At 70.4% G+C, this 19,989-nt stretch carries 20 protein-coding genes; 5 read left to right on the forward strand and 15 right to left on the reverse strand.

Annotated features, from left to right (window positions below; genetic code table 11):
* Positions 1 to 46 precede the first annotated feature (46 nt).
* Positions 47 to 754, reverse strand: a complete 708-nt coding sequence (locus CA984_RS05895) for a zinc-binding dehydrogenase (protein WP_242675761.1) — start codon at positions 752 to 754, stop codon at positions 47 to 49.
* Here CA984_RS05895 and CA984_RS49005 point away from each other — a divergent pair.
* The 4 genes from CA984_RS49005 (at position 741) to CA984_RS05915 (ending at position 4,398) form a co-directional block, all read left to right on the forward strand.
* Positions 741 to 1,748: a GlxA family transcriptional regulator gene (locus tag CA984_RS49005; RefSeq protein WP_108724536.1), complete on the forward strand. Its 1,008-nt coding sequence runs from the start codon at positions 741 to 743 to the stop codon at positions 1,746 to 1,748. The two genes, CA984_RS05895 and CA984_RS49005, sit on opposite strands and share 14 nt — an antisense overlap.
* 119 nt (positions 1,749 to 1,867) lie before the next feature.
* Positions 1,868 to 2,323 carry a VOC family protein gene (locus CA984_RS05905; RefSeq protein ID WP_242675762.1) on the forward strand — a complete coding sequence of 152 codons (456 nt, stop codon included), beginning with the start codon at positions 1,868 to 1,870 and terminating at the stop codon, positions 2,321 to 2,323.
* 472 nt (positions 2,324 to 2,795) lie between these two features.
* A complete protein-coding gene (locus CA984_RS05910) occupies positions 2,796 to 3,173 on the forward strand; it encodes a hypothetical protein (protein ID WP_086569001.1) in 378 nt (125 codons plus the stop codon).
* A 40-nt stretch (positions 3,174 to 3,213) separates the two neighbouring features.
* Entirely contained in the window at positions 3,214 to 4,398 is a 1,185-nt protein-coding gene (locus CA984_RS05915) for a serine hydrolase domain-containing protein (RefSeq protein ID WP_086569003.1), read from the forward strand.
* Positions 4,399 to 4,671: 273 nt separating this feature from the next.
* On the opposite strand, the gene CA984_RS05920 is transcribed toward CA984_RS05915, so the two are convergent.
* The 14 genes from CA984_RS05920 to CA984_RS05990 form a co-directional block, all read right to left on the reverse strand.
* Positions 4,672 to 5,409: an aspartate/glutamate racemase family protein gene (locus CA984_RS05920; protein WP_242675763.1), complete on the reverse strand. Its 738-nt coding sequence runs from the start codon at positions 5,407 to 5,409 to the stop codon at positions 4,672 to 4,674.
* Positions 5,410 to 5,549: 140 nt separating this feature from the next.
* Positions 5,550 to 6,863: an NAD(P)/FAD-dependent oxidoreductase gene (locus CA984_RS05925; RefSeq protein WP_242675764.1), complete on the reverse strand. Its 1,314-nt coding sequence runs from the start codon at positions 6,861 to 6,863 to the stop codon at positions 5,550 to 5,552.
* An 18-nt stretch (positions 6,864 to 6,881) separates the two neighbouring features.
* A complete protein-coding gene (locus CA984_RS05930) occupies positions 6,882 to 7,757 on the reverse strand; it encodes a family 3 encapsulin nanocompartment shell protein (RefSeq protein WP_086569008.1) in 876 nt (291 codons plus the stop codon).
* A 28-nt stretch (positions 7,758 to 7,785) separates the two neighbouring features.
* On the reverse strand, positions 7,786 to 8,637 hold the full coding sequence (locus CA984_RS05935; protein ID WP_086569010.1) for a class I SAM-dependent methyltransferase: 852 nt from the start codon (positions 8,635 to 8,637) through the stop codon (positions 7,786 to 7,788).
* 55 nt (positions 8,638 to 8,692) lie between these two features.
* Positions 8,693 to 9,520 carry an SDR family NAD(P)-dependent oxidoreductase gene (locus CA984_RS05940; protein ID WP_086569012.1) on the reverse strand — a complete coding sequence of 276 codons (828 nt, stop codon included), beginning with the start codon at positions 9,518 to 9,520 and terminating at the stop codon, positions 8,693 to 8,695.
* Positions 9,521 to 9,559: 39 nt separating this feature from the next.
* The gene (locus CA984_RS05945; RefSeq protein WP_086569014.1) at positions 9,560 to 10,537 is read right to left on the reverse strand and encodes a sulfotransferase; all 978 of its coding nucleotides are present in this window, start codon (positions 10,535 to 10,537) and stop codon (positions 9,560 to 9,562) included.
* Positions 10,538 to 10,551: 14 nt separating this feature from the next.
* Positions 10,552 to 11,718: an MFS transporter gene (locus CA984_RS05950; RefSeq protein ID WP_086569016.1), complete on the reverse strand. Its 1,167-nt coding sequence runs from the start codon at positions 11,716 to 11,718 to the stop codon at positions 10,552 to 10,554.
* A complete protein-coding gene (locus CA984_RS05955) occupies positions 11,715 to 13,268 on the reverse strand; it encodes a DegT/DnrJ/EryC1/StrS family aminotransferase (protein WP_086569018.1) in 1,554 nt (517 codons plus the stop codon). The genes CA984_RS05950 and CA984_RS05955 overlap by 4 nt, the downstream gene beginning before the upstream one ends.
* A 715-nt stretch (positions 13,269 to 13,983) precedes the next feature.
* Positions 13,984 to 14,367: a VOC family protein gene (locus CA984_RS05960; protein ID WP_086569020.1), complete on the reverse strand. Its 384-nt coding sequence runs from the start codon at positions 14,365 to 14,367 to the stop codon at positions 13,984 to 13,986.
* 363 nt (positions 14,368 to 14,730) lie between these two features.
* Complete coding sequence (locus CA984_RS05970) at positions 14,731 to 15,642, reverse strand: GlxA family transcriptional regulator (RefSeq protein WP_086569022.1); 912 nt, start codon at positions 15,640 to 15,642, stop codon at positions 14,731 to 14,733.
* Between the two features lie 11 nt (positions 15,643 to 15,653).
* Positions 15,654 to 16,238, reverse strand: coding sequence for a cysteine hydrolase family protein (locus CA984_RS05975; protein ID WP_086569024.1), 585 nt, complete (start codon positions 16,236 to 16,238; stop codon positions 15,654 to 15,656).
* 388 nt (positions 16,239 to 16,626) lie between these two features.
* Positions 16,627 to 17,271, reverse strand: a complete 645-nt coding sequence (locus CA984_RS05980) for a response regulator (protein WP_086569026.1) — start codon at positions 17,269 to 17,271, stop codon at positions 16,627 to 16,629.
* Positions 17,268 to 18,425, reverse strand: coding sequence for a sensor histidine kinase (locus tag CA984_RS05985; RefSeq protein WP_242675766.1), 1,158 nt, complete (start codon positions 18,423 to 18,425; stop codon positions 17,268 to 17,270). The genes CA984_RS05980 and CA984_RS05985 overlap by 4 nt, the downstream gene beginning before the upstream one ends.
* A complete protein-coding gene (locus CA984_RS05990) occupies positions 18,425 to 19,246 on the reverse strand; it encodes a hypothetical protein (protein WP_086569030.1) in 822 nt (273 codons plus the stop codon). The genes CA984_RS05985 and CA984_RS05990 overlap by 1 nt, the downstream gene beginning before the upstream one ends.
* A gap of 273 nt (positions 19,247 to 19,519) precedes the next feature.
* Between CA984_RS05990 and CA984_RS05995 the strand changes: the two genes are divergently transcribed.
* Positions 19,520 to 19,927, forward strand: coding sequence for a nuclear transport factor 2 family protein (locus CA984_RS05995; protein ID WP_086569032.1), 408 nt, complete (start codon positions 19,520 to 19,522; stop codon positions 19,925 to 19,927).
* The last annotated feature ends 62 nt before the right edge of the window (positions 19,928 to 19,989 follow it).

The following is a 19,989-nucleotide window of genomic DNA, read 5'->3' on the forward strand; positions in this document are numbered from 1 at the left end:
AGGATCGAGTGGCCAGGCTCAAGGAGTCGTGCCGAACCGTCTCTGTCTAGAGCGTGGCTTTCAGCAGGACGTTCAGCAGCTCGTCAGGAGCGTCCCGCATCACGTTGTGTCCGGAGGCCAGCGGGTGGGTACGCCAGGCAGGATCGCTGAGCAGCCGTTCGTAGAGCGCGGTGAAGGGAGACTGTCCGTCCCACCCGGTGGCGTAGTCGAGATACCAGCCGCGTTCCCGGTCGGTGACGAGCGACCAGCATGAGTCTCCGTTCTCGGGCACCATGGCGTCGACGTAGACCAGTCCGGTCACGCGCTCCGGCACGCGGTCGGCGGCACCTGTGATCACCATGTCGCCGAGCTCGTGGGCCGTGGCCGCTTGGTCGAGCGGGAGCACTGTGGCGATCTCGGGGCGAAGCCGACCCGATTCCACCAGCGCGGCGACCTGTTGCATGCCTGCCTGGTCGGCTTCTACGATCATGAAGGCGGCGCGCAGGCCGAGGGGGGCGGCTTCGTCGGCCAGGTATGCCTCGGCCGGGGAGGCGAGTGAGACCAGGACGCCACCCGGGCGCAGGGCGCGCAGCGAGCGTGGCCCGTAGGCGCCGCCGATGGTGCCGACGACGACGTCGACCGGTTCGACGGCCGTCTCGAAGTCGGTCTCGGTGTAGTCGACCAGTTCGTCCGCGCCGAGACCGCGCAGGAACTCGTGCTTGACCGACCGGGCGGTTCCGATCACGTGAGCGCCGCGCGCCTTGGCGATCTGCACGGCTTCGTACGTCCTCGCCGCCGCAGGCCTGCTCGACGGCCGGCCCGCCACTACTCACTGGAACGAGGCCGACCACTTCCAGCGGTCCTTCCCGCAGATCCAGGTGGACGCGAACGTCTTGTTCGTCGACGAGGGGCGGATCCTCACGGCGGCGGGAGTCGCCGCCGGCATCGATCTCTGCCTGCACCTGGTGCGCCGCGACCACGGCAGTGAGATCGCCAACCGTGTGGCCAGGCTCTCTGTGGTGCCCCCGGGGCGGGAGGGTGGCCAGGCGCAGTACATCGACCGCCCGGTGCCGGAGCAGTCGGCCGCCACCACAGCCTCCACCCGCGGCTGGGCCCTGCGAGAACTGCATCGGCCGCTGCCCCTGGCCGAGCCGGCGGAGAACGCCGGCATGAGCGTCCGGACGTTCTGCCGGCGTTTTCGCGACGAGACGGGCATGCCGCCCGGTCAGTGGCTCACCCGGCAGCGGGTCGAGCACGCGCGGCGCCTTCTGGAAACCACCGACCTGCCGATCGACCAGGTCGCCGCCCTCGCAGGCTTCGGAACCGCCGCTTCACTCCGCCAGCGTCTCGCCGCCGCCATCGGAGTCCCCCCTCGGCTTACCGCCAAGCCTTCCGGGCCAGTTGAACAACCGGTCAGCGGAAGCGGTCCTCGACAGGTGCCCGGCGTGCGGACAGGACAGCCGGCCGCGCCCGACGGTCGGGCAGACGTCGGCCCGGCCTTCACCTGCCCAGCCACGCAGTCCACTGCGGCCTTGGGCGGTTCCCCGGCATGCCGACGGAAGCGCACCTCCAGCTCGAAGGACTCCGGCACCAGGCTGAAGCCCAGCCGAGTCGCACCGGGCTTGTACGACGGCAAGGAATATCGCCGGCTCGCACGTCAATGCCACCCGTACCCGGGGAACCGCCGGGATACCGGCGAAAGAGGCAGTGAGCTCCCGAAGCTGCTGGTCGGGGTGGCTGTACGGCGAGGCCCTCGGACGCCGGGGTGATCAGCTGGCATCAACCCCTGAGATCTCCACCGAAGCCGGAGCGCCTCACGCCGCGTTTAATCGTCGGCGTAGCGCGCAGGGGCCCTCTCGGCGAAACGCAGGAATGATCATGAGGAGAGGTGGTCGATGTGGTCGACCGGGAAAGCGTGCCCAAGCTGTGTCAGGTGGTGCTCGACTGCACCGACGCCAGGTCTCTGGCGGAGTTCTACCGATCTCTGCTGGGCCTGGTCTATCGGCCTGGTGATGAGCCGCCGGCAGGGAGGCGCGAGGACGAGCGTGGCTGCGATTGGCTTGTGCTCAGGACCCCGGACGGCGCCCCCCAGATGGCCTTCCAGCAAGTCGACCAGCTGCCGGAAGCGACTTGGCCGGAGGGTCGGGTGCCGCAGCAGCTGCACTTGGACTTGACTGTGGACTCGGTCGAGGACTTGCAGGTTCAGCATGAACGCGTCCTTCGCCTCGGCGGGCGGCTGCTGCTGGACCGCAGCGATGATCCCGAGGAGCCCCTCCGCGTGTACGCCGACTTGGCCGGCCATCCGTTCTGCGTTTTCGTTACCAGGCGAAGAGTTCCGAAGTAGGTCGGTGACCGTGGGCGGTCAGTGACCGGGTGATCGCCGTCGGGTCCACCGCAGGGTGGTCATCGGAGCGAGTCCGCGAGGCGGCCGGCCATGCCGACAGGCCCAGTTGGGGGCGGTGTTCTCCGCGGTTCTCCTGCTGGGGTCGTTCGTGTTGTCCGGCATGGTTCGATCTTCGCGGAGGAGGGCGGGCCCGGCGTCTCATCCGCCGCCGCGTCGTACCGGGCAGCCGGGCGGGCCGCAGGAGCGCGGCAGGGTGTGGTCGCATCCACCGATGTCGCGAGGTACGGAGCACCGACCCGCCCCTGAATCTTCAAGGAGAACTTCGTCTCCGTTGTTGACGATATTTCAATGTCCACCCTAATGTTGTCTCTGCCAGAGACGATGTTCGACCCATCCTGTGGGCGCGGGACTCCGTCTCGGGCGTGGTAGTAATGAGACCCACGAGGAGGCCGGACAGACAAGTTGGTGCGCCATGACCGAGCACTTCCTCGGCGTTCTCGGCATCGGCGACGCGCTGGGGGTGAGCCGGCACGCGGTGCACAAGTGGCGCTCCCGCTATCCGGGCGATTCCAATCACCCGTTTCCCGAGCCCGACGTCGAGGTCGACGGGGCTCCCGGCTGGCGGGCTGATCGGCTGGAGGAGATCGTGCAGTGGCGCAACGGCCTACCGGGCCGCGGCGCAGGCGGAGGCCGTCCTTCCGCCGCACGCCAGGAGTACCTCCAGGCAGCGGCGCTGCGCGGCCTGGACCGGGACGAGGCGATGCGCGCGCTCGTCACGTTCACCGAAGAGTTTCCCGAGATGACCGAGCCGGAGATCTGCGCCTGGCTCATCGAGCACTGGCGCAGGTAGCACTCTCCGGCAGCACACCCCGAACGGAAGGCGATGACGCATGCCCGAAATCGGCGGGGACACCGCGCCAGGGTTCGAAGGAGTGCGTGAGGCCTTCGCGGCCAATCTGGCCGGCGAGCAGGAAGTGGGCGCCGCGGTCGGCGTCTACCTGCACGGCCGGAAAGTCGTCGACCTGTGGGGCGGAACCGCCGATCCCGAGACCGGCCGCCTCTGGGAGCGCGACACCCTGCAGGTCGTGTTCTCCACCACCAAGGGCGTCACCGCCGCCTGCGCGCACCTGCTGTCCCAGCGGGGCGAACTGGACCTCGACGCGCCCGTCGCCGCGTACTGGCCGGAGTTCGCGGCGAACGGAAAGGACCGCGTCCCGGTCCGCTGGCTGCTCACCCACCAGGCCGGACTGCCCACGATCGACCACCCGATCACCCCGGCGGAGGCGATCGCCTGGCATCCGATGGTGACCGCGCTGGCCGCCCAGCGTCCCTTCTGGGAGCCGGGCACCGAGCATGGCTACCACGCGCATACTTACGGCTGGCTGGTCGGAGAGGTCGTCCGCCGGGTGACCGGCCGCAGCCTCGGCACGTTCCTCGCCGAGGAGATCGCCGCACCGCTCGGCCTGGACCTGTGGATCGGACTGCCGGAAACCGAGCGGCACCGGGTCAGCCGGATCGTCGCCGCGCCGCTCGACCTGGACGCACTTGCCCGGATCGACCTGGACGCCCTTCCCGAGCCCGCGCGCGAGGTGATGGGAGCCTATGCCGATCCCACGTCGCTGACCAGGCGGTCGATGAGCGTCGTCACGCCGCCGCTGAACCACGACGACCCCGACGAGCAGGCCGCCGAGATGCCCTCGACCAACGGCATCTGCACGGCCCGCGCACTGGCCCGCTTCTACGCCGCGCTCATCGGCGAGGTCGACGGGCACCGCGTTCTCACACCCGACACCTTGGCCGCGGCGACCGCGGAACAGGTCAGCGGTACCGACCGCGTGCTGCGGGTACCCGTCCGGCTCGGCACCGGCTTCGGCCTGCCGACACCCGACGCCTTCTGGTACAGCCCGACCGCCTTCGGATTTCCCGGCTACGGCGGATCGCTCGGCTTCGCCGACCCGGCGAACGGCCTGGCGTTCGGTTATGTCATGAACCACATTCAAGAAGGCGTGCCGGACCGCAGAGCCGCCACGCTCCTTGACGCGGTCCACAGCGCGATCAAGGCCCAGGCCCGATAAGACCCCGTCCCCAATGGCTTCGGCATGTCGGCAACCGACAGGCGCGGAGGCCGGACCACGCTCCCGGCGTGGTTGAAGATCTTGCCCCGGATTCGCCGTGGGAGCGGGTCGTACCACTGCCGCCGGCCCGTCGCCCGCGACGTCACCGCTATCTGAGTCGGCACCGGAGGTCGCTGGAGTGGGCGGAGAACGAGCGGCTCTCCGCGCTCGGGACGGAGAACCGCAGGTGGAGGCGGGGCGGCCACGCATCGTGGCCGCCCCGCCGACGGAGCGCTAGGCCGCGTCACGGCCGCCGAAGGGGCGGCGCGTCAGCGTCCGGTACACCATCTCCGTGAGCGTCACGATGTCGAAGACCGGCACGCCGATCCGTGCCTGAATCGCGTGCGCGAAAGGCACTAGATCGGTGCATTCAATGACAAGCGCCCCCATGTCTGGGTTGTCGCGTGCCAGCTGCTCGGCCTGGCTCAGCACCTCACTCTCCAGGCGACCGGCGTCCAGCTCGGCGCGCCGCCCCTCCAGCATGACCTCGCGGAACTCCGGCTGCTCCTCCATGCCGGCGACGCAGACGGGGACGTGCTCGCCGCCGATCGCCTCCAGATGACGCCGGGTGAGGGAGCGTTTCTTGGCGACCAGCAGCCCGACCTTCTGGTCCGAGCGGAGCATGCGGTGGACCGCCGGCAGCTGGATCAGGCTCGACGAGTAGAGAGGGACGCCGACCGCGTCGGCCAGCTGCTTCTGGAAGATGACGAGGAAGCCGCAGGCTCCGGTGATCGCCGCCACCCCTTGCGCTTCGAGCTCCCGGGCGGCGCGGACGAACGGTTCGAGCAGGCGCGGGTCGGCCTGGCTCACCACGCGCTCCGCCGTCGCGCCCTCCACCACCTTGTAGGCGACCGGGAAATCGAAGGTGGTCCGGTTCCGGATGTGTCCCGGGATCTTGGTGAACGAGGTGTCGAGGCACAGGACGCCGATCACGACGTCGCGCTCCACCTCCGCTCCGCTTACCATGGTCATTCTCTCCCGCCGGAAGTCCCTGTCGTCTCATGGCCGCGACCGCGGCCCTTTTCACGACCGCGGCCCGTCTCACGGCCTCGGCCCGTCTCATAGCCTCGGCCCGTCTCGTGACCGCGAGGCGCGCCTGCCGGCGCCGTGCCTCATCGCCGGAGCCGGAGCCGGCGTGTCGCCCGCCCGCCGTAGCGGCCGACGCGGAACGGTGCGGGATCCATGTCGGGTCGCTCACCGGCGATGATCTGGGCGAGCAACCTGCCGCCGGCCGGAGCGAGACCCATGCCGATGTGGCCGTGGCCGCACGCGACGGAAAGGTTGCGGTAGGACTCGGCGCGGCCCACGAAAGGGAGACTGTCCGGCGTGCACGGGCGGAAGCCGCTCCAGGTTTCGAGGGTCTCGGTGATCTCCAGTTCCGGGAGGTAGGACCGGACGGTCCGCAGGATGCCGTCCACGCGCCGGCGGGAGATCGTGCCGTCCATGCCCGCCAACTCCAGGGTCCCGCCGAAGCGGAGACGCTCGCCGAGCGGCATGAGCGCGACCTTTCCCTCGCTCAGCAGGGCCGGCCGCCGCGGCGCGTTGCGCGGCGCCTTGACCGTGACGGAGTAGCCCTTGGCCGGCTGGAGCGTGAGCCCGACATCCAGCTTGCGGGCGCATTCCGCCGACCACGTGCCGGCGGCGATGACCGTCTCATGGGGCCTGAGATCCCCGCGTGTCGTCCGCACCCGCTCGACCGTGCGGCCCGCGACCTCGAAGCCGACGACCTCGGTCCGCTCGCGGATCTCGACCCCCATGCCCCGCAGCATCCGGGCGAACTCGACGACGAAGCCGGGAACCTGGAGGTAGGCGCCCTCCTCGTTGTACAGGGCACCGCAGACGTCGAACTCGGCGTCCGGTTCGAGCGCGCGCAGCTCCCCCGGGCCGAGGACGCGCAGCGGCACGCCGTTCTCGACCGCCTGGGGCACGGACCGGCAGCCCTTCTCGAACCCCTCCGGCGTCCGGAACGCGAGCACCATGCCCTGCGCCGTGAAGGCGGAGGCGAGGTCGCCCGCCGCGCAGAGCTCGCGCAGGATCTCCAGGCTCCGCTTCTTCATGTCGACCAGCACGCGGAAGGCGGCGTTCGCGTCCTCGTCGTTGCAGGCGCGGCGGAAGTGCCAGAGCCAGCGCAGCAGCTCGCCGTCCCAGCGCGGCCTGATGGAGAAAGGGCTCTCCGGGTTCAGCAGCCAGCGCAACCCCTGGGCCGGCACACCGGGCTCGGCGAGGGGAGCCGCGCCCTGCGTGCCGACGAAGCCGGTGTTCCCGTAGGAGCAGGACTGGGGACCGCCGACCGGCCCGCGCTCCACCACGGTGACGCTGCTGCCGCCGAGGCGCAGGTGGTAGGCGCAGAACAGGCCGACGATGCCGCCGCCGATGACGAGGACGTCAGGATCGTGCAGCAGGGGTTCCGCAGGTGGAGGGGGCATCGCCGACATATCTCTCCGTTACAGGCTCACGATGAAGAAGTTGGTCGGAAGGTTGATGACGAGCCGTTCGTAGATCTCGGCCATGAGTGCGATGCCGGGCTCGGCGAAGGTCCCCGGGGGCGGCTCGGCGAAGCGGATCACCGAGCGTCCGGCGTCGAACAGCAGGGCGCCGTGCCCGAAGTCACCGACGATGGCGGTCCCCGGGTCGACCAGGCGCGTCCGCACGATGAACACGCCGTTCTGCTCCAGGTCGTCCATCAGGCGGCCGTTCCCCATGAACGTGTAGTAGTCGACGGGGTTGATGATGAGGCCGTCGGCCGTGCCCCCCATCTGCTCCGCCTCGTTGCACGCCGCGAGGATCGTCGAGCCGAACGGTCCCTTCGACGTCATGCGTGCGATCCCCGGCATGTTCAGCAGCCCGCCGCTGCCGCGGATGATCGTGTCGTTCTCGGCCGTGCCGAGGCGGACGATCAGCCGGTAGTTGATGAAGGACTCGAAGGTCTCGGCGTCCTCCCACAGGTCCGGCGGGACCTGGACCCACGCGGTGGTGGCGTGGAGCTCCGGAACCGGCGACTTGTGGAACCGGCTCGCCGCCTCGCGCCTCAGCCCGGCGTCGTTGACCTCCGGATCGCCCGGCCGCGGCGGGCTCTCGTGCCAGTAGTACCGCCGCGGGTCCCTGGAGAGATCGACGACCTTGAGCATGTTGCGTGCCGGATAGCGCGGCTTCCGCCGCGAGCTCGTCAACGAGTCGGTGATCGTCACGTCGTACTCGACGGAGGCCTCGAGTCCCTTGGCGGCACAGGCCTCCACGAACATCCGGCCCGGCGACATCTCCGTCTTCCGCTGGGCGACGACTTCGGCCATCGTCTGCTTCATACCATCTGTCCGCTGCATGGCTGCTTCCTCGCTAGTGAGTTCGACGCTAGGGCGCGGCACTGCCCCGCTTGCGGGTGACGAAGAGTCCCCAGCCGAACTCCCCGTCGTCGATGGCGAGCTGGATCTCCTCGCAGGACACGGAGAAGGCCAGCATCCACTCCCGGGCCGCGGCGTCCGGCGTCGCCTCGGCGCGCTCCCGCGCCGTCTTCCCCAGCACGCGGTAGGTCTGCCTGATGTGGCTTTCGAGGTTGCGGGCGAGGATGATCTCGAACCCGGCCTCCTCCAGGGCCGACTGGTATCCGACGAGCGAGTAGCCGCCGTTCCACTTCACCCGGTCGTAGACGTGCTTGCGGGCGCGCTCGCCGATCTCCTTCTTGGGCTGGAGGAAGTCGGAGAAGGCGAAGACGCCTCCGGGCCTGAGAACGCGGTGGATCTCCGTGTGGCTGCGCGGCTTGTCGGGCACGAGGCAGAGCGCGTCCTGGCTGACGACGTGACTGAAGCTGCCGGGTTCGTAGGGCATCTGCGTCGCCGAGCCGTGGCGGAACTCGATGTCGAGCCGCTTCTCCCCGGCGAGCTTCTCCTGCGCGAACTTGATGCGCTCCCTGCTCAGGTCGAGCCCTTCGCCGCGGCAGCCGAAGCGCTCGGCAAGATGGATCATGAAGTTGCCGCAGCCGCAGCCCACGTCGAGCACGCGGGAGGAGCCGTCGATCTTCGCTTCCGCCGCCAGGACCTCGGAGGTGCGCTCGGCGGCCGCGAGGTAGTCGTCGTCCGCGTCGTCCGCGAAGTAGCCCGTGTGCAGGACGCCGTCGCCATCCCAGAAGCTCAGATAGGTCTGCAGGGTCTGGTCGAAGAAGTCTCCGACGTCCCTCTCGGTGTAGGTGTGGCTGGTCGTCGACATCACAGGTTCCTTCCTTGTCTCCGGGAGGATCCTCCGGTGAGGATCGCCGCGGTCGTCATGTGTAGGTGTCCTTGCGCGCGGCCGTGAGGTGGGGCAGTTCAGGTCCCGTCACGCTGGCGCCGCCGTCGATCAGGTGGATCCCGCCGGTGACGAAGGAGGCCCGCTCACCGGCGAGGAAGGTCGCGACGGCGGCGAACTCGTCCGGCCGGGCGAGACGGCCCAGGGCGTTGTGATGGCCCATGGCGCGCAGCCGGGCTTCGACGTCGCCGCCCTCGGCCAGCTTCGCGGCCGCCCGCTCCACCGGCGGGGTACGGGTTGTGCCGGGCGCCAGCACGTTGACGGTGATGCCGTCGCTGCCGAGTTCCGAGGCTAGGGACTGGGCGAACCGCACGATGGCGGCGCGCGCCACACCGGAGAGCGCCAGCCGGGCGACGGGAACGCTCGCCGTCTCCGAGGCCACGAAGAGCAGCCGGCCCCATCCCGCGGCCCTGAGGTGCGGCAGCGCCGCGAGGGCCAGGCTCACCGCCGGGAGGAGCACCCCGTCGACGGCCGCCTGGTACTCCGCCGGCTCGAACTGCGAGGCTGTGCCGATCTGCGGGCTGCCGCCGCTGACGAGGACGATGTGGAGCGCGCCGAAGTCGGCGGCGACCTCGTCGACCCAGCGGCGCGCCGCGGCCCGGTCGGTGACGTCGACGCTCGTGGCGTGGACGCGGCCGCGCGCCACCTCCTTGATACCGCGTTCGGCCTCGGCGAGCCGGTCGCGGTCGCGCGCGCCGATCGCGACGTGCGCGCCCTCCCTGGCCAGTTCCTTGGCGGTGGCCAGGCCGAGGCCGCTCGAACCGCCGGCGACGAGCGCGACCTTGTTCCCAAGCCCCAGATCCAATCGTCCTCCTCCTTGTCTCCCGAGCTTGCCGCCCGAGCCCTACCGCTTCTCGGTCGCCCGCGGCGCCGCGGCGCCGGCCCGCCGCGGACCGGCGAGGAGCGTGCCGCCGTACCTGTAGCCGTAACGCCGGAAGAGCGGCCATGAGAGCGCCGCCGCCGTCAGCCTGGCGGGCAGTGGAAGGCCGGTCCTCCACGAGTCGTCCCGATCCCGGATGACGGTGACGCCGGTGCTGAAGCGATCCGGATTGCCGGTGACCGTGTGGTTGGTGTGAAGCTCGATCGTCCGGCCCCGCATCGGATTGGCGGCGGGGTCGGCGCCGCAGAGCCGGAGCAGCGCGTCGATCGTCCCGGCCGGGTCGGCGGCGAACTCCTCGTAGCGCAGGAAGAGCGACCGCTCCGGATGGCGCCGGGTGATCGCCTGCGAGGCCACGTTGAAGCCGTGCCAGTAGGCCGTGCTCGTCCTGGACGGCATGACGTAGCAGTACTGCTTCGGCCGGCTCCACGACTGGGCGACCGCCCGGGGGTCGCGTACGAGGTGGACGTAGTAGGGCGTCACCCCCTCGAGGTGCGCCAGCAGGGCCGCCTCGCCCGGGATCTTCGTCGTGTCCACGATCACGCCCGCACCCGTCCGCTCGGCGATGGCACGGTAGGTCAGCGCCATCAGGGCGGCGTGCTCGCGGATCTCGTCGCAGTGCAGCCCGCGGTCGAGCACCCGCCAGGTGTGCCGCGTCCGGACGTAGGCCAGCTGGCGGCGGACGACGGTCTCGGCGTGGTCCTCCACCGAGACCCCGGCCGGCCGGCCGAGCGGCAGGATCTCCGACCAGAGGTGGCACTCGGTCAGCTCCCTGCCGCAGCCGCACGAGCTGTTGGCGCCCCTGCCCGCGGCGTTCTTCCACAGGAAGTGCAGCTCCCCTGCGTGGAAGAACCCAGGGATCTCGTTGAGGACGTTGCCGATGATGGTGCTGCCGTTGCGGCACCAGCCGGTGATGCAGAGGATCTTGAGTGGTGATGCGTCCATGGCGTGCTCCTGACTCAGCTCACGACCGCCGGCTGCGTGTCCGGCCGGCGGACACACAGCGCCACGGCCACGGCCGCCACCGCGCAAACGGCGCCGGCCACGAACACGGCGGGGTACCCGAAGCCGGTCGCGACCGCTCCGATCACCGGCCCCCAGACGCTCAGGCCCAGGTCCCAGAAGGAGGTGTAGGCGCCGATCGCGGCTCCCTGCTTCGACGCCTCGGTGAGGTTCATCACCATCAGGGCGAGGGACGGGTGCAGCAGCGAGAATCCGGCTCCCATGACCAGGCTGCCGATCACGGCGACCGGCAGGTTCGGGGCCAAGGCGATGATCAGGAGGCCGGCGGCCTCGCCGACGCCGGACCAGGCCGCGACGCGGCGCGGCCCGAGCCGGTCCGGCAGGTGGCCGATGAACAGCCGCGTGCCGGCGTAGACGGCGCTGAAGCAGCTGAGCACGACGACGCCCGAATCGATGCCGCGGGCCTGGAGGTGGAGGACGACGAAGGCGGCGAGGCCGGCGTACCCGGCGGCGGCCAGCGCGAGCGCCGCCCCCGGCAGCAGCGCCGGGCGCACCAGCAGGGCGTGTCCCCCGCTCGGCTGCTCGGTGCGCGGGGGGACGGGAGCCGAGCTGATCAGCGCGAGCCCGATGAGCGCGGCGGCGACGCTGAAGCCCCACACCGCGCCGTAGCCGAGGGGCAGCAGCGTCGCGCCGAGGAAGGTCCCCACCGAGATCCCGCCCCACATGCTGACGCCGTAGAGTCCGATCAGCTGCCCGCGGCGGTGGTGCGGCGCGAGCGACACGACCCAGACGGCGCCCGCCGTGAAGAGCGACGCCTCGCCGACGCCGAGCAGCAGGCGGACCGCGATGAGGCCGGTCAGACCGAGTGGCAGGAAGTAGAGCGCGCCGCCCACGGCGACGATCAGCGCGCCCAGCCGCATGACGAGACGATGGCCGTACCGGTCCGCCAGGTGGCCGGAGACGGGCCGTACGAGCAGTGCCGTGAGCGCCGTCGCCATCACCACCATGCCGACGGCGACGTCGGTGGCGCCGAAGCTGTCCCGGACGAAGCCCGGCAGCACCGGGATCGCCGCGGTGAGGCCCAGGTAACCGCAGAAGAGCCCGCCGAAGATCCCGGCGAGGGCGAGGCGCGGGATCGTGCCCTTCTCCGCGGGGGCCGTCATCGCCCCTGCCCGGCCCGGACGGTATCGGCCGCCGCGGTGACCGGGGCCGCCGCGGTCGCCGGGACCGGGGCCGGGGCCGAGGCCGCCACGGTCGCCGGGACCGGGGCTGGAGCCGAGGCCGCGGCGGTCGCCGGGGCCGGGGCCGCCGCGGTCGCCGGAGCGGGTTCTCCCTGCCGGCCCGCGCCCTGGCCGTCGGGCGCGTGATCGCGGCCGTTGCGACGGCCGTCCCGCGCCGCGTCCGGCCGGCGCCGGTCCGGTCCGACGGCGCCCGCCACCTTGCGGACCGCCTTGACCAGGTGATCGCAGTCCTCCGCCGAGAGGCTGGAGGACAGGGGGATGTCGACGGCCTCCTCCAGGTACCGCTTGGTGTCCGGCAGCAGCGCCTTGATCGTCGCGACGTCCTTGGTGTCGAACATGAACCGCCAGTTCCAGAAGACCCGCACGTTGGTGTCCTCGTCGGAGCCGAGGTTGCGCGCGTCGATGCCCTCGCAGCAGAGCGCGTGGGCGAACCATTTCGCGTCCCCGCCCGGAACGCGGAAGATGAACGCCTCGCCGAGGTAGGCGCCGGGGGCCACCGGCTGCCGGATCGCGATCTCGGTGAGGTCCGAGAGCGCCGCGGACACGTAGGCGTAGTTGCTGCGGAAGCGTTGCAGGCGGATCGGCAGCCGCTCCATTTCGGCACGCAGCAGGGCGGCGCGGATCTCGTCCATGCGGAAGCTGAGCAGCGGCAGGTCGAGATCGGTGCTGATCGGCGGCTCACCGTCCGGGAAATGCCGCCGGAGGCGCCCTTCGTAGGCGCCCGAGAGCACGACGGCGCGGGCGAAGAGCGTGCTGTCGTCGGTGACCAGGAAACCGCCCTCGCCGCAGTTGAGCGACTTGTCCGACTGGGTGCTGAAGGCGCCCGCGATGCCGAAGGTGCCGAGCTTGCGGCCCTTCAATTCGGCGCCGAGGGCCGGCACGGCGTCCTCGAACACCGGCACGCCCATCTCGGCGGCGAAGCGCGTCAGCGCCTCCATGTCGGCGGCGAAGCCGCGCATGTGGACCACCAGGATCCCCTTGATCTCGGGTGTCCAGCGGCGGCGGAGGTCAGCGAGGTCCATGTGGAGGTTCTCGTCCACCTCCACCAGGAGGGGCGTGCATCCGGCGAGGACGATGGCGCTGGGGGTGGCGACGAAGGTGAAGCCGGGGCAGGCGATCAGGGAGCCCTGCGGGATCCCCGCCGCCATGATGGCGAGTGCGAGCGCGGTGGTGCCGCTCGACACGGCCAGCGCGTGCTTGCTTCCGAAGTAGCGGCACAGTTCCTCCTCGAACTTGCCGCACTCGGTCTCCTGCTGGGCTCGGTAGTCGTAGCGGAAATAGAGATGGCTGCGGATGGCGCGCAACGCCGCCTCTTCGTCTTCGGGATGGACGAAGACGGCCCCCTTGTCGTAGGTCGGCCACGGTGTGCGCCGGACGGGGCTGCCGCCGTGCAGGGCGAGCCGCGCGTCCTCGGCCTCCTGGGTCCCAGGTAACGGCCGGGCCGGCGCCGAACCCTCCTTCTTCCTGTCCACCGTCGGGCTCCTTGCTATCGGCTGGCGGGTTCTCTCCTCGATGGCGCCGGGCAGGCGTGGTCGACGTCCCCACGCACCTGTGGCCGCAGCGCCGGCGCCTCCCCCGCCCGGCCGTGAGTGAGCCGGAAACGGCGATGGTGGTCATCCGGAAAACCGCAACGGGTTACCTGCCCGGGTGCCCGTTCATGAGCCTGACGGGCTTTTCTGACGCTGCTGGAAGCCGATGAAAACTGTTGAAGTTTCGCCAAATGTCTCGATGGTGTCAATGGGGAGAAAGGGCACGGAGATGCCGATGGGCGACCGTCCTCTCCGCCCGTTCCCGATTACCCGCACCCCGGCCGGCGGCTCCGGCGGCAGGTGAAACCGCTCTTCCGGGCCTCATCTGGGACGATGAAAATTTCCGCTTTTTCAGGTTGGAAATAAGCTTTCGCTGTTTATCGGGTCGGTAACGAATTCCGAACGCCGGACAGGCGCCACGCTTATTTGGCTGTCCGAAATCGGGCCTTAAGAAAAGCCTTCAAAAAACGATCCGAGGATTGCGCCTGCCGAATACTCCATCCATGCAGTTCAAGCCGCATGTGAGTAATCGCGGAGGACACCGCCGAGCCGGTCCCGCCGACCTATGTTCAGGTCGATGATTCGCGCGGGCAGGACCCGCCACCGTGAGCCGATCTTCTTCAGGAAGCACGCCGGTGAGCGGGAAGCGGTGCAATCGTCACAGGGGCTTGAGCCGGGTGCGCAGGAGGCAGAACTCGTTGCCCTCGGGGTCGGCCAGGACGTGCCAGCTTTCCGCGCCGGTCTGGCCGATGTCGACGGGCCTGGCGCCGAGAGCGAGCAGTCGTTCCAGCTCGGCATCCTGGTCGCGGTCGGTGGCGTTGACATCGATGTGCAGCGGAAGCTTTCCCGTCCGGGGGGCACTGGCCGGGCTGAAGACGAGGGTGGGCTGCGGGCCGCCGAAACCGGTGTCGGGCGGACCGATCTCGATGCTGCCGTCGGCCTCCCGATCGAGCTCGACGTAGCCGAGGACGTCGCTCCAGAATGCGGCCAGCCGGTCGGGGTCCGCGGCGTCGATGACCAGTTCACTGATTCGGCATGCCATGGCCGTCACTATACGTAGATGACGTAACAGGCTTGGACGCGGATGCCTGGTGGGAGCGGAAGGGCCAGTCCGGGGACGGCGGTCCGGTCCTGCCCCCACCTGACCCGCAACGCCCTGGAGCGCCCATTCATGTGCGCTCTGCAGACAGGCGACGCCGACTTGCTCGGTGTCCTGGCCGAGCACCCGCGTACCAAGGAACCACTCGTCAACGTGGGCCCGGCCACGCTGATGTACATGGTCCTGCCGGTGTGGCGCGAGCACCACCTGGCCCGTACGGACTGGCCGCTGGATGAGCAGGCCTGGTCGAGGTGGAGGTGCCGGCGGGAATTCTCGGCGTTCCCGGATAAGACCACGACCTCACACTCACCTGGTCGCCCGCGCCCCGGTGCGGGCGCGCAGGCGGCGTAGCATGCGGGCGTCCTCGTAGCCGACGTCGCGTGCCGCCGCCTCGGTCGTGGCCCCTTGGGTGATGAGATGTTCGGCCCGCTCCAGCCGTAGCGCGGTCTGGTATGCCAGCGGCGTCAGGCCGGTCGCGTCGCGGAACAGCCGGGTCACGGTCCGCTCGCTGCAACGTGCCGTCCGGGCGAGCAGGCTGAGCGGGAGGCGTTCGGTGAACTGTGTGTCGATCAGATCCTGGACGCGGTGCACGGTCTCGTCGACATGCGAACGGTGCCGGAACATCATGCTGATCTGCCGGGCCGCGCCGTCGCGGTGGGCGTGGACCACCATGGTGCGGGCCACCTGCCCCGCGACGCGCGGGCCGTGGCGCACGCTGAGCAGGTGCAGCGCCACATCGATGCCGCTGGCCACTCCCGCCGAGGTGACCACCCGCTCGTCCGCGACATACAGTGCGTCCCGGACCACGTGTGCCTTGGGGTACAGGCGCGCCAATTCATCCTGGACCGTATGGTGCGTTGTGCAGCGGCGACCATCGAGCAGCCCGGCCCTGCCCAGCACGTCAGCGCCCGCGCACACCCCGGCGAGCGTGCCGCCGGTCGCATGATGGTCGCGCAACCGGGCGAAGGTCCCGGCGTCCGGCATCCGGACGGGCCCGCGCCAGCCCGGCACGACGATCAGGTCGTCGGCGTCCAGTTCGGGCCACTGCGTCTGGGCCCGCAGCGGGAGCCCCTGTACGGTGGCGACGTCCTGCTCCGCGGAGACGTAGACGAGCTTGTAGGCGTGGCCGAGGTCTGCCGCCGTGGAGAAGACCTGGGCCGGTCCCGCCACGTCGAGCAGGTGGACCGACGGGACGAGCAGGAAGACAACGCGCGCCATGGTCGCCGAGCCTAGTCTCCGATCACCTGGTCGACGGTCCGGATGGCCGCGAACCGGCCGGCCAGCGCATACTCGGTGCGGGCGATGACGTCGGCGACTCCCAGCGTCCGCGGGTCCGCCACCAATTCCGCGAACGGCAGATCCGCTGACGCGTCGCGGTGCGGGATCGGGGTCGTGGCCGTGGCGTCGACGGCGAAGACCACCTCGAATCCCAGGTCGGAGGCGATCCGGGCGGTGGTCTCGCAGCACTGCTCGGTCCTGATGCCGCACACGGTCAGCTCCCTCACCCCTCTAGCGGTGAGCATCTGGTGCAGGTTCGTCGTGGTGAAGGCGTTGTGCGCCGTCTTGGTGATGACCGGTTCCCCGGCGCGCGGATCAAGCCCCTCCATCAGGCGGACATATCCCCGAGCCGGGTCGAACACCGTTCCTGACCCCGGCCGCGAACCCAGTACCCACACCACCAGCTCGTCGTGAGCCCGCGCGCCCGCCACCAGCCGGTTGACCTGCGTGACGATGGCCGGCTGCGAGACGAACTCCCAGTCGGGAAGCCGCCGGAAGGATTCCTGGACGTCGATGACGACGAGTGCTCTGTTCACCTGCCCAGCATCCAGGACGGAAGCCGGCGGCTGAAGGCACAAGCCGGACAGCCTGCGGACCGATCCGGCCGCCCCGGCCACTCATGGACGACGTCCCGGCCTGCGCTCCGGGCCACGGGTTCGGGGGCCGGTGCCCCGGCTCGTCCTCCGGACGCGCGTCGGTGGAGGTACGGCGAAGCGACGGCCCGGTACACGACAACCGAACGGTACTTCGGAAACACCCGTCCGGACAGATCACGAGAAAACGATGGTGCCGGGCCGGCGGGAGAAGCGTCGGCGATCTGACCGAGCGGTGCTCGAACCGGGCGGCGTTTCAGGCGGCAGACGCCCGACCTGGTCGCGGGCAGCCTCATCGAGGTCCGCATGGAGCAGCCCATTGGGACCATGCTCATATGCGGGGGATCTGGCCATGTTCGTAGGCCCAGATGACCGCCTGGACACGGTCGCGGAGCTGGAGCTTGGCCAGGATGCGGCCGACGTGGGTCTTGACCGTGCCCTCCGAGAGGAAGAGGCGCCCGGCGATCTCGGCGTTCGTCTCGCCCTGCGCGATGTGCTGGAGGACCTCCCGCTCGCGGTCCGTGAGGGGGATGGGCGGATCGGCCGGCAGCGGCAGGGTGGGGGCGACGTGGTCGAGCAGCCGCCGGGTGGTGGAGGGTGCGATGACCGCGTCACCCTCGTACACGGTCCGGACGGCGGCCACGATCTCCTCGGCGGGCGCGTCCTTGAGCAGGAACCCCGAGGCGCCCGCACGGAGCGCGGCGAAGGCGTATTCGTCCAGGTCGAACGTAGTGAGCACGATCACCTTGGGCCCGCCCCCGGCCAGGAGCCTGCGAGTGGCCTCCACACCGTCGAGGAGAGGCATCCGCACGTCCATGAGCACCACGTCGGCGACGACCTTCCCGAGCCTGGCCAGTGCCTCGAGGCCGTCACGCGCCTCCCCCACGACAGTCATGTCGCCCTGAGCCTGGATGACCATGATCGTGCCGGTACGCACGAGGTCCTGGTCGTCCACCACGAACACCCGGATCGTCACACTGCGCCCTTCTGGTACGGCAAGCGGGCCGTCACCACGAAGCCCCGCTCCCCTGCGGCTCCGGCGGAGAGCGTGCCACCGACCGCCAGCAGTCTCTCGCGCATCCCGGCCAGCCCGTTGCCCGGCGCCGTGCCCGCGGTCGGCGCGGGAGCCCGGCCGTCGTCCGCCACGGTCACTTCCAGATCCACCGGCGTCCACGACAATCTGACCGACGAGCTCGCTCCGCCGCCCGCGTGCTTGAGCGTGTTGGTCAACGCCTCCTGGACCACCCGGTAGAGCGCCAGCTCTGCCCCCGGCCCGATCGGCCGCGCCCTACCGGCGGTGGTCATGGTCACCGCGAGCCCGGCCGCGCGAGCCCGATCCAGCAGCTCCGGGAGTTCGGCCAGCCCCGGTTGCGGCCGCAGATCGCCGGCCTCGGAGCCGACGGCGGTGTCCGAGCGGAGCACGCCGACCAGGCCGCGCATCTCGGTGAGCGCTTGGCGTCCGGTCTCCTCCACCGTGGCCAGCACCTCGGTGGCGCGCTCGGGGATCAGCCGCCCACCTCTGGCCTGGGCGACGATGACGGCCAGGGCGTGGGCCACCACGTCGTGCATCTCGCGGGCGATCCTGGCCCGTTCCGCCAGGGTGGCCTGAGCGGCTGACACGCCGGCCTGTTCCTTCAGGAGGTTGACGTAGACGAGCTGAGTCCTGCGGTACAGGCCGAGCCCCCAGGCCGCCACCACAACGGCCACCAGAAGACCCAGCAGCATCCACGGATCCGGTCCCAGATGAGCGGCCGCGACGCTGGAGTCCGTGGCGAACCTGGCCGCGGCCAGTCCCGCCCCCGCCAGCCCCACGACCACGGGTAGGTACGACCTGCCGTACGCGGTGCAGGAGTAGAGGGCGAGCGGGAAGAGCACAACGGTCGGCAAGACGATGAAGAGCCCGGTCACGACTGCTTGTACGGCCAGCGCCACGGCGATCACGAAGAATGCGCGCAGGTCCCGGCGGAAGGCGAACGCCACGTGCGCCAGCAGGCAGGCCGCCACCAGGATCGCCGCCCGCTCCCCCGGCACCGACAGCACCGCCACCACGACCGAGAGCAGGAACAGTGGTACCCCGACCACGAACGCGGCCACAGCGTCGAACGCCCGCGGCGCCGCCACCCACCGCATCACCGCGCGCACCCTCTGGCGGTCTGCCGCTGGTAGGCCAGCGTGGCCCCGGCCACCGCGAGCCCGAACAGCAGCCAGCTCCCGTACACGCAGGAGACCATGACGACCGCTGAGGCGTCACCGAGCGGCACCGGCCCGTCGGTCACCCCCATGAGCTGCGAGAGGGTGCCGAACACGGACATGCTCCCCATGGTGCTCAACATAGCGGCTCCCGTCCAACCGCCGAACAGCACCAGCCCGCGCGGCAGCCGCCTCCCCCACGCCTGAACGAGGGCCAACGATCCGACCGCCCCGATGCCCAGCATGATCAACTCACCGTACGGAAATCCCTCGGAGTAGTCGGCGGGGCGCAGGAACGACCCGCCCAGCGACCAGTACAGCTTGACCGTCGGATAGACGAACCCGAGCGCGAAGGCCGTGTAACCGAGCCACGGCCCGCTCGGCAGCCGGGTGCGCCGCAGCACCAGCGCCCCGACGAGCCCGGTGGCAGCGAGACTGAGTGCCCGTCCCGCCATCCCAGGCCCGTCCACCCGAGCGAACTCCCCCGCCGGTATCCCGGTCACCGCGAAGAACGCGCGGAAGCAGTCGAGCACCAGCCCACCCGCCGACCAGAGCAACAGCACCGACGAGAGCCAGCCCACGGCGACCGGCCGTTCGAAGACGGCGAAGCCCGCACCGGCCAGGGCGGCGGCGGCCGTCACCCAATGCGGCGCGAACCCGGTGGTGTAGGACAGTGAGGGCAGCGCCTCTGTGGCCGATGCGGCGATGAACGTGAGCACGGACGCGGTCAACGCCGCAATTTGGAGTCTGGATAGTCGCATGCCCCCAACGATTCCGTCCGGGAACGGCCTGCCGCGTCTGCACGGAGTCCACCGAGGAGGTGACCTGCGAGGTATTGACAGACCCGGGTCACAGCTCCAGAACCCCCGGATTCCGTCGACCGTGACGACCTGGCCGTCGCGCGGTCGGGCCACGATGCGTCGCCTGGTCAGTGATCGCCCCGGCCTCACGGGCGTCCCGCCCCCGCTCTCCCCGTGACCCGCTCGGGCCGGATGGTGTAACTTTCTGCGCCTCCCCAAGTGAAGGAGTGCGCCATGGCGACCCCCCAGGAGATCTTCGAGCGTTACGTCTGGGCCGGAGCGATGACCAGGAACGCCGCCGCGCTGGCCGAGATGTTCACCGTCGACGGCGTCTTCGAGGCACCCCTGGCCCCGGCCGGCGGCGCCTTCCCGAGGCGGCTGGAGGGGCGCGAGGAGATCCGCAGGGAGATGGCCGCGTACTACGAGCGCTCAGCCCCGGACACCGGCCGCACGGTGAACGTGGAGAAGTCCCGGTACGTGCTGCACACCACCGCCGACCCCGACGTCTTCGTCATCGAGATCGACACCGCCTTCGACGGGCCCGCAGGCGTCACGACCGTGTCGCTGGTGCAGATCTTCCGCCTCCGTGACGGGAAGATCGCCCTGCTGCGTGACTACTTCGCACCGGAGGGCGGCGGCTGAGAAGACACCGGAGCCAGGACGGCACAGGCGCCCCGGGCTCTGCCCCGCTCATCCCCCGCCGC

Source organism: Streptosporangium minutum, assembly GCF_002149035.1.
Taxonomy (GTDB): domain Bacteria; phylum Actinomycetota; class Actinomycetes; order Streptosporangiales; family Streptosporangiaceae; genus Streptosporangium; species Streptosporangium minutum.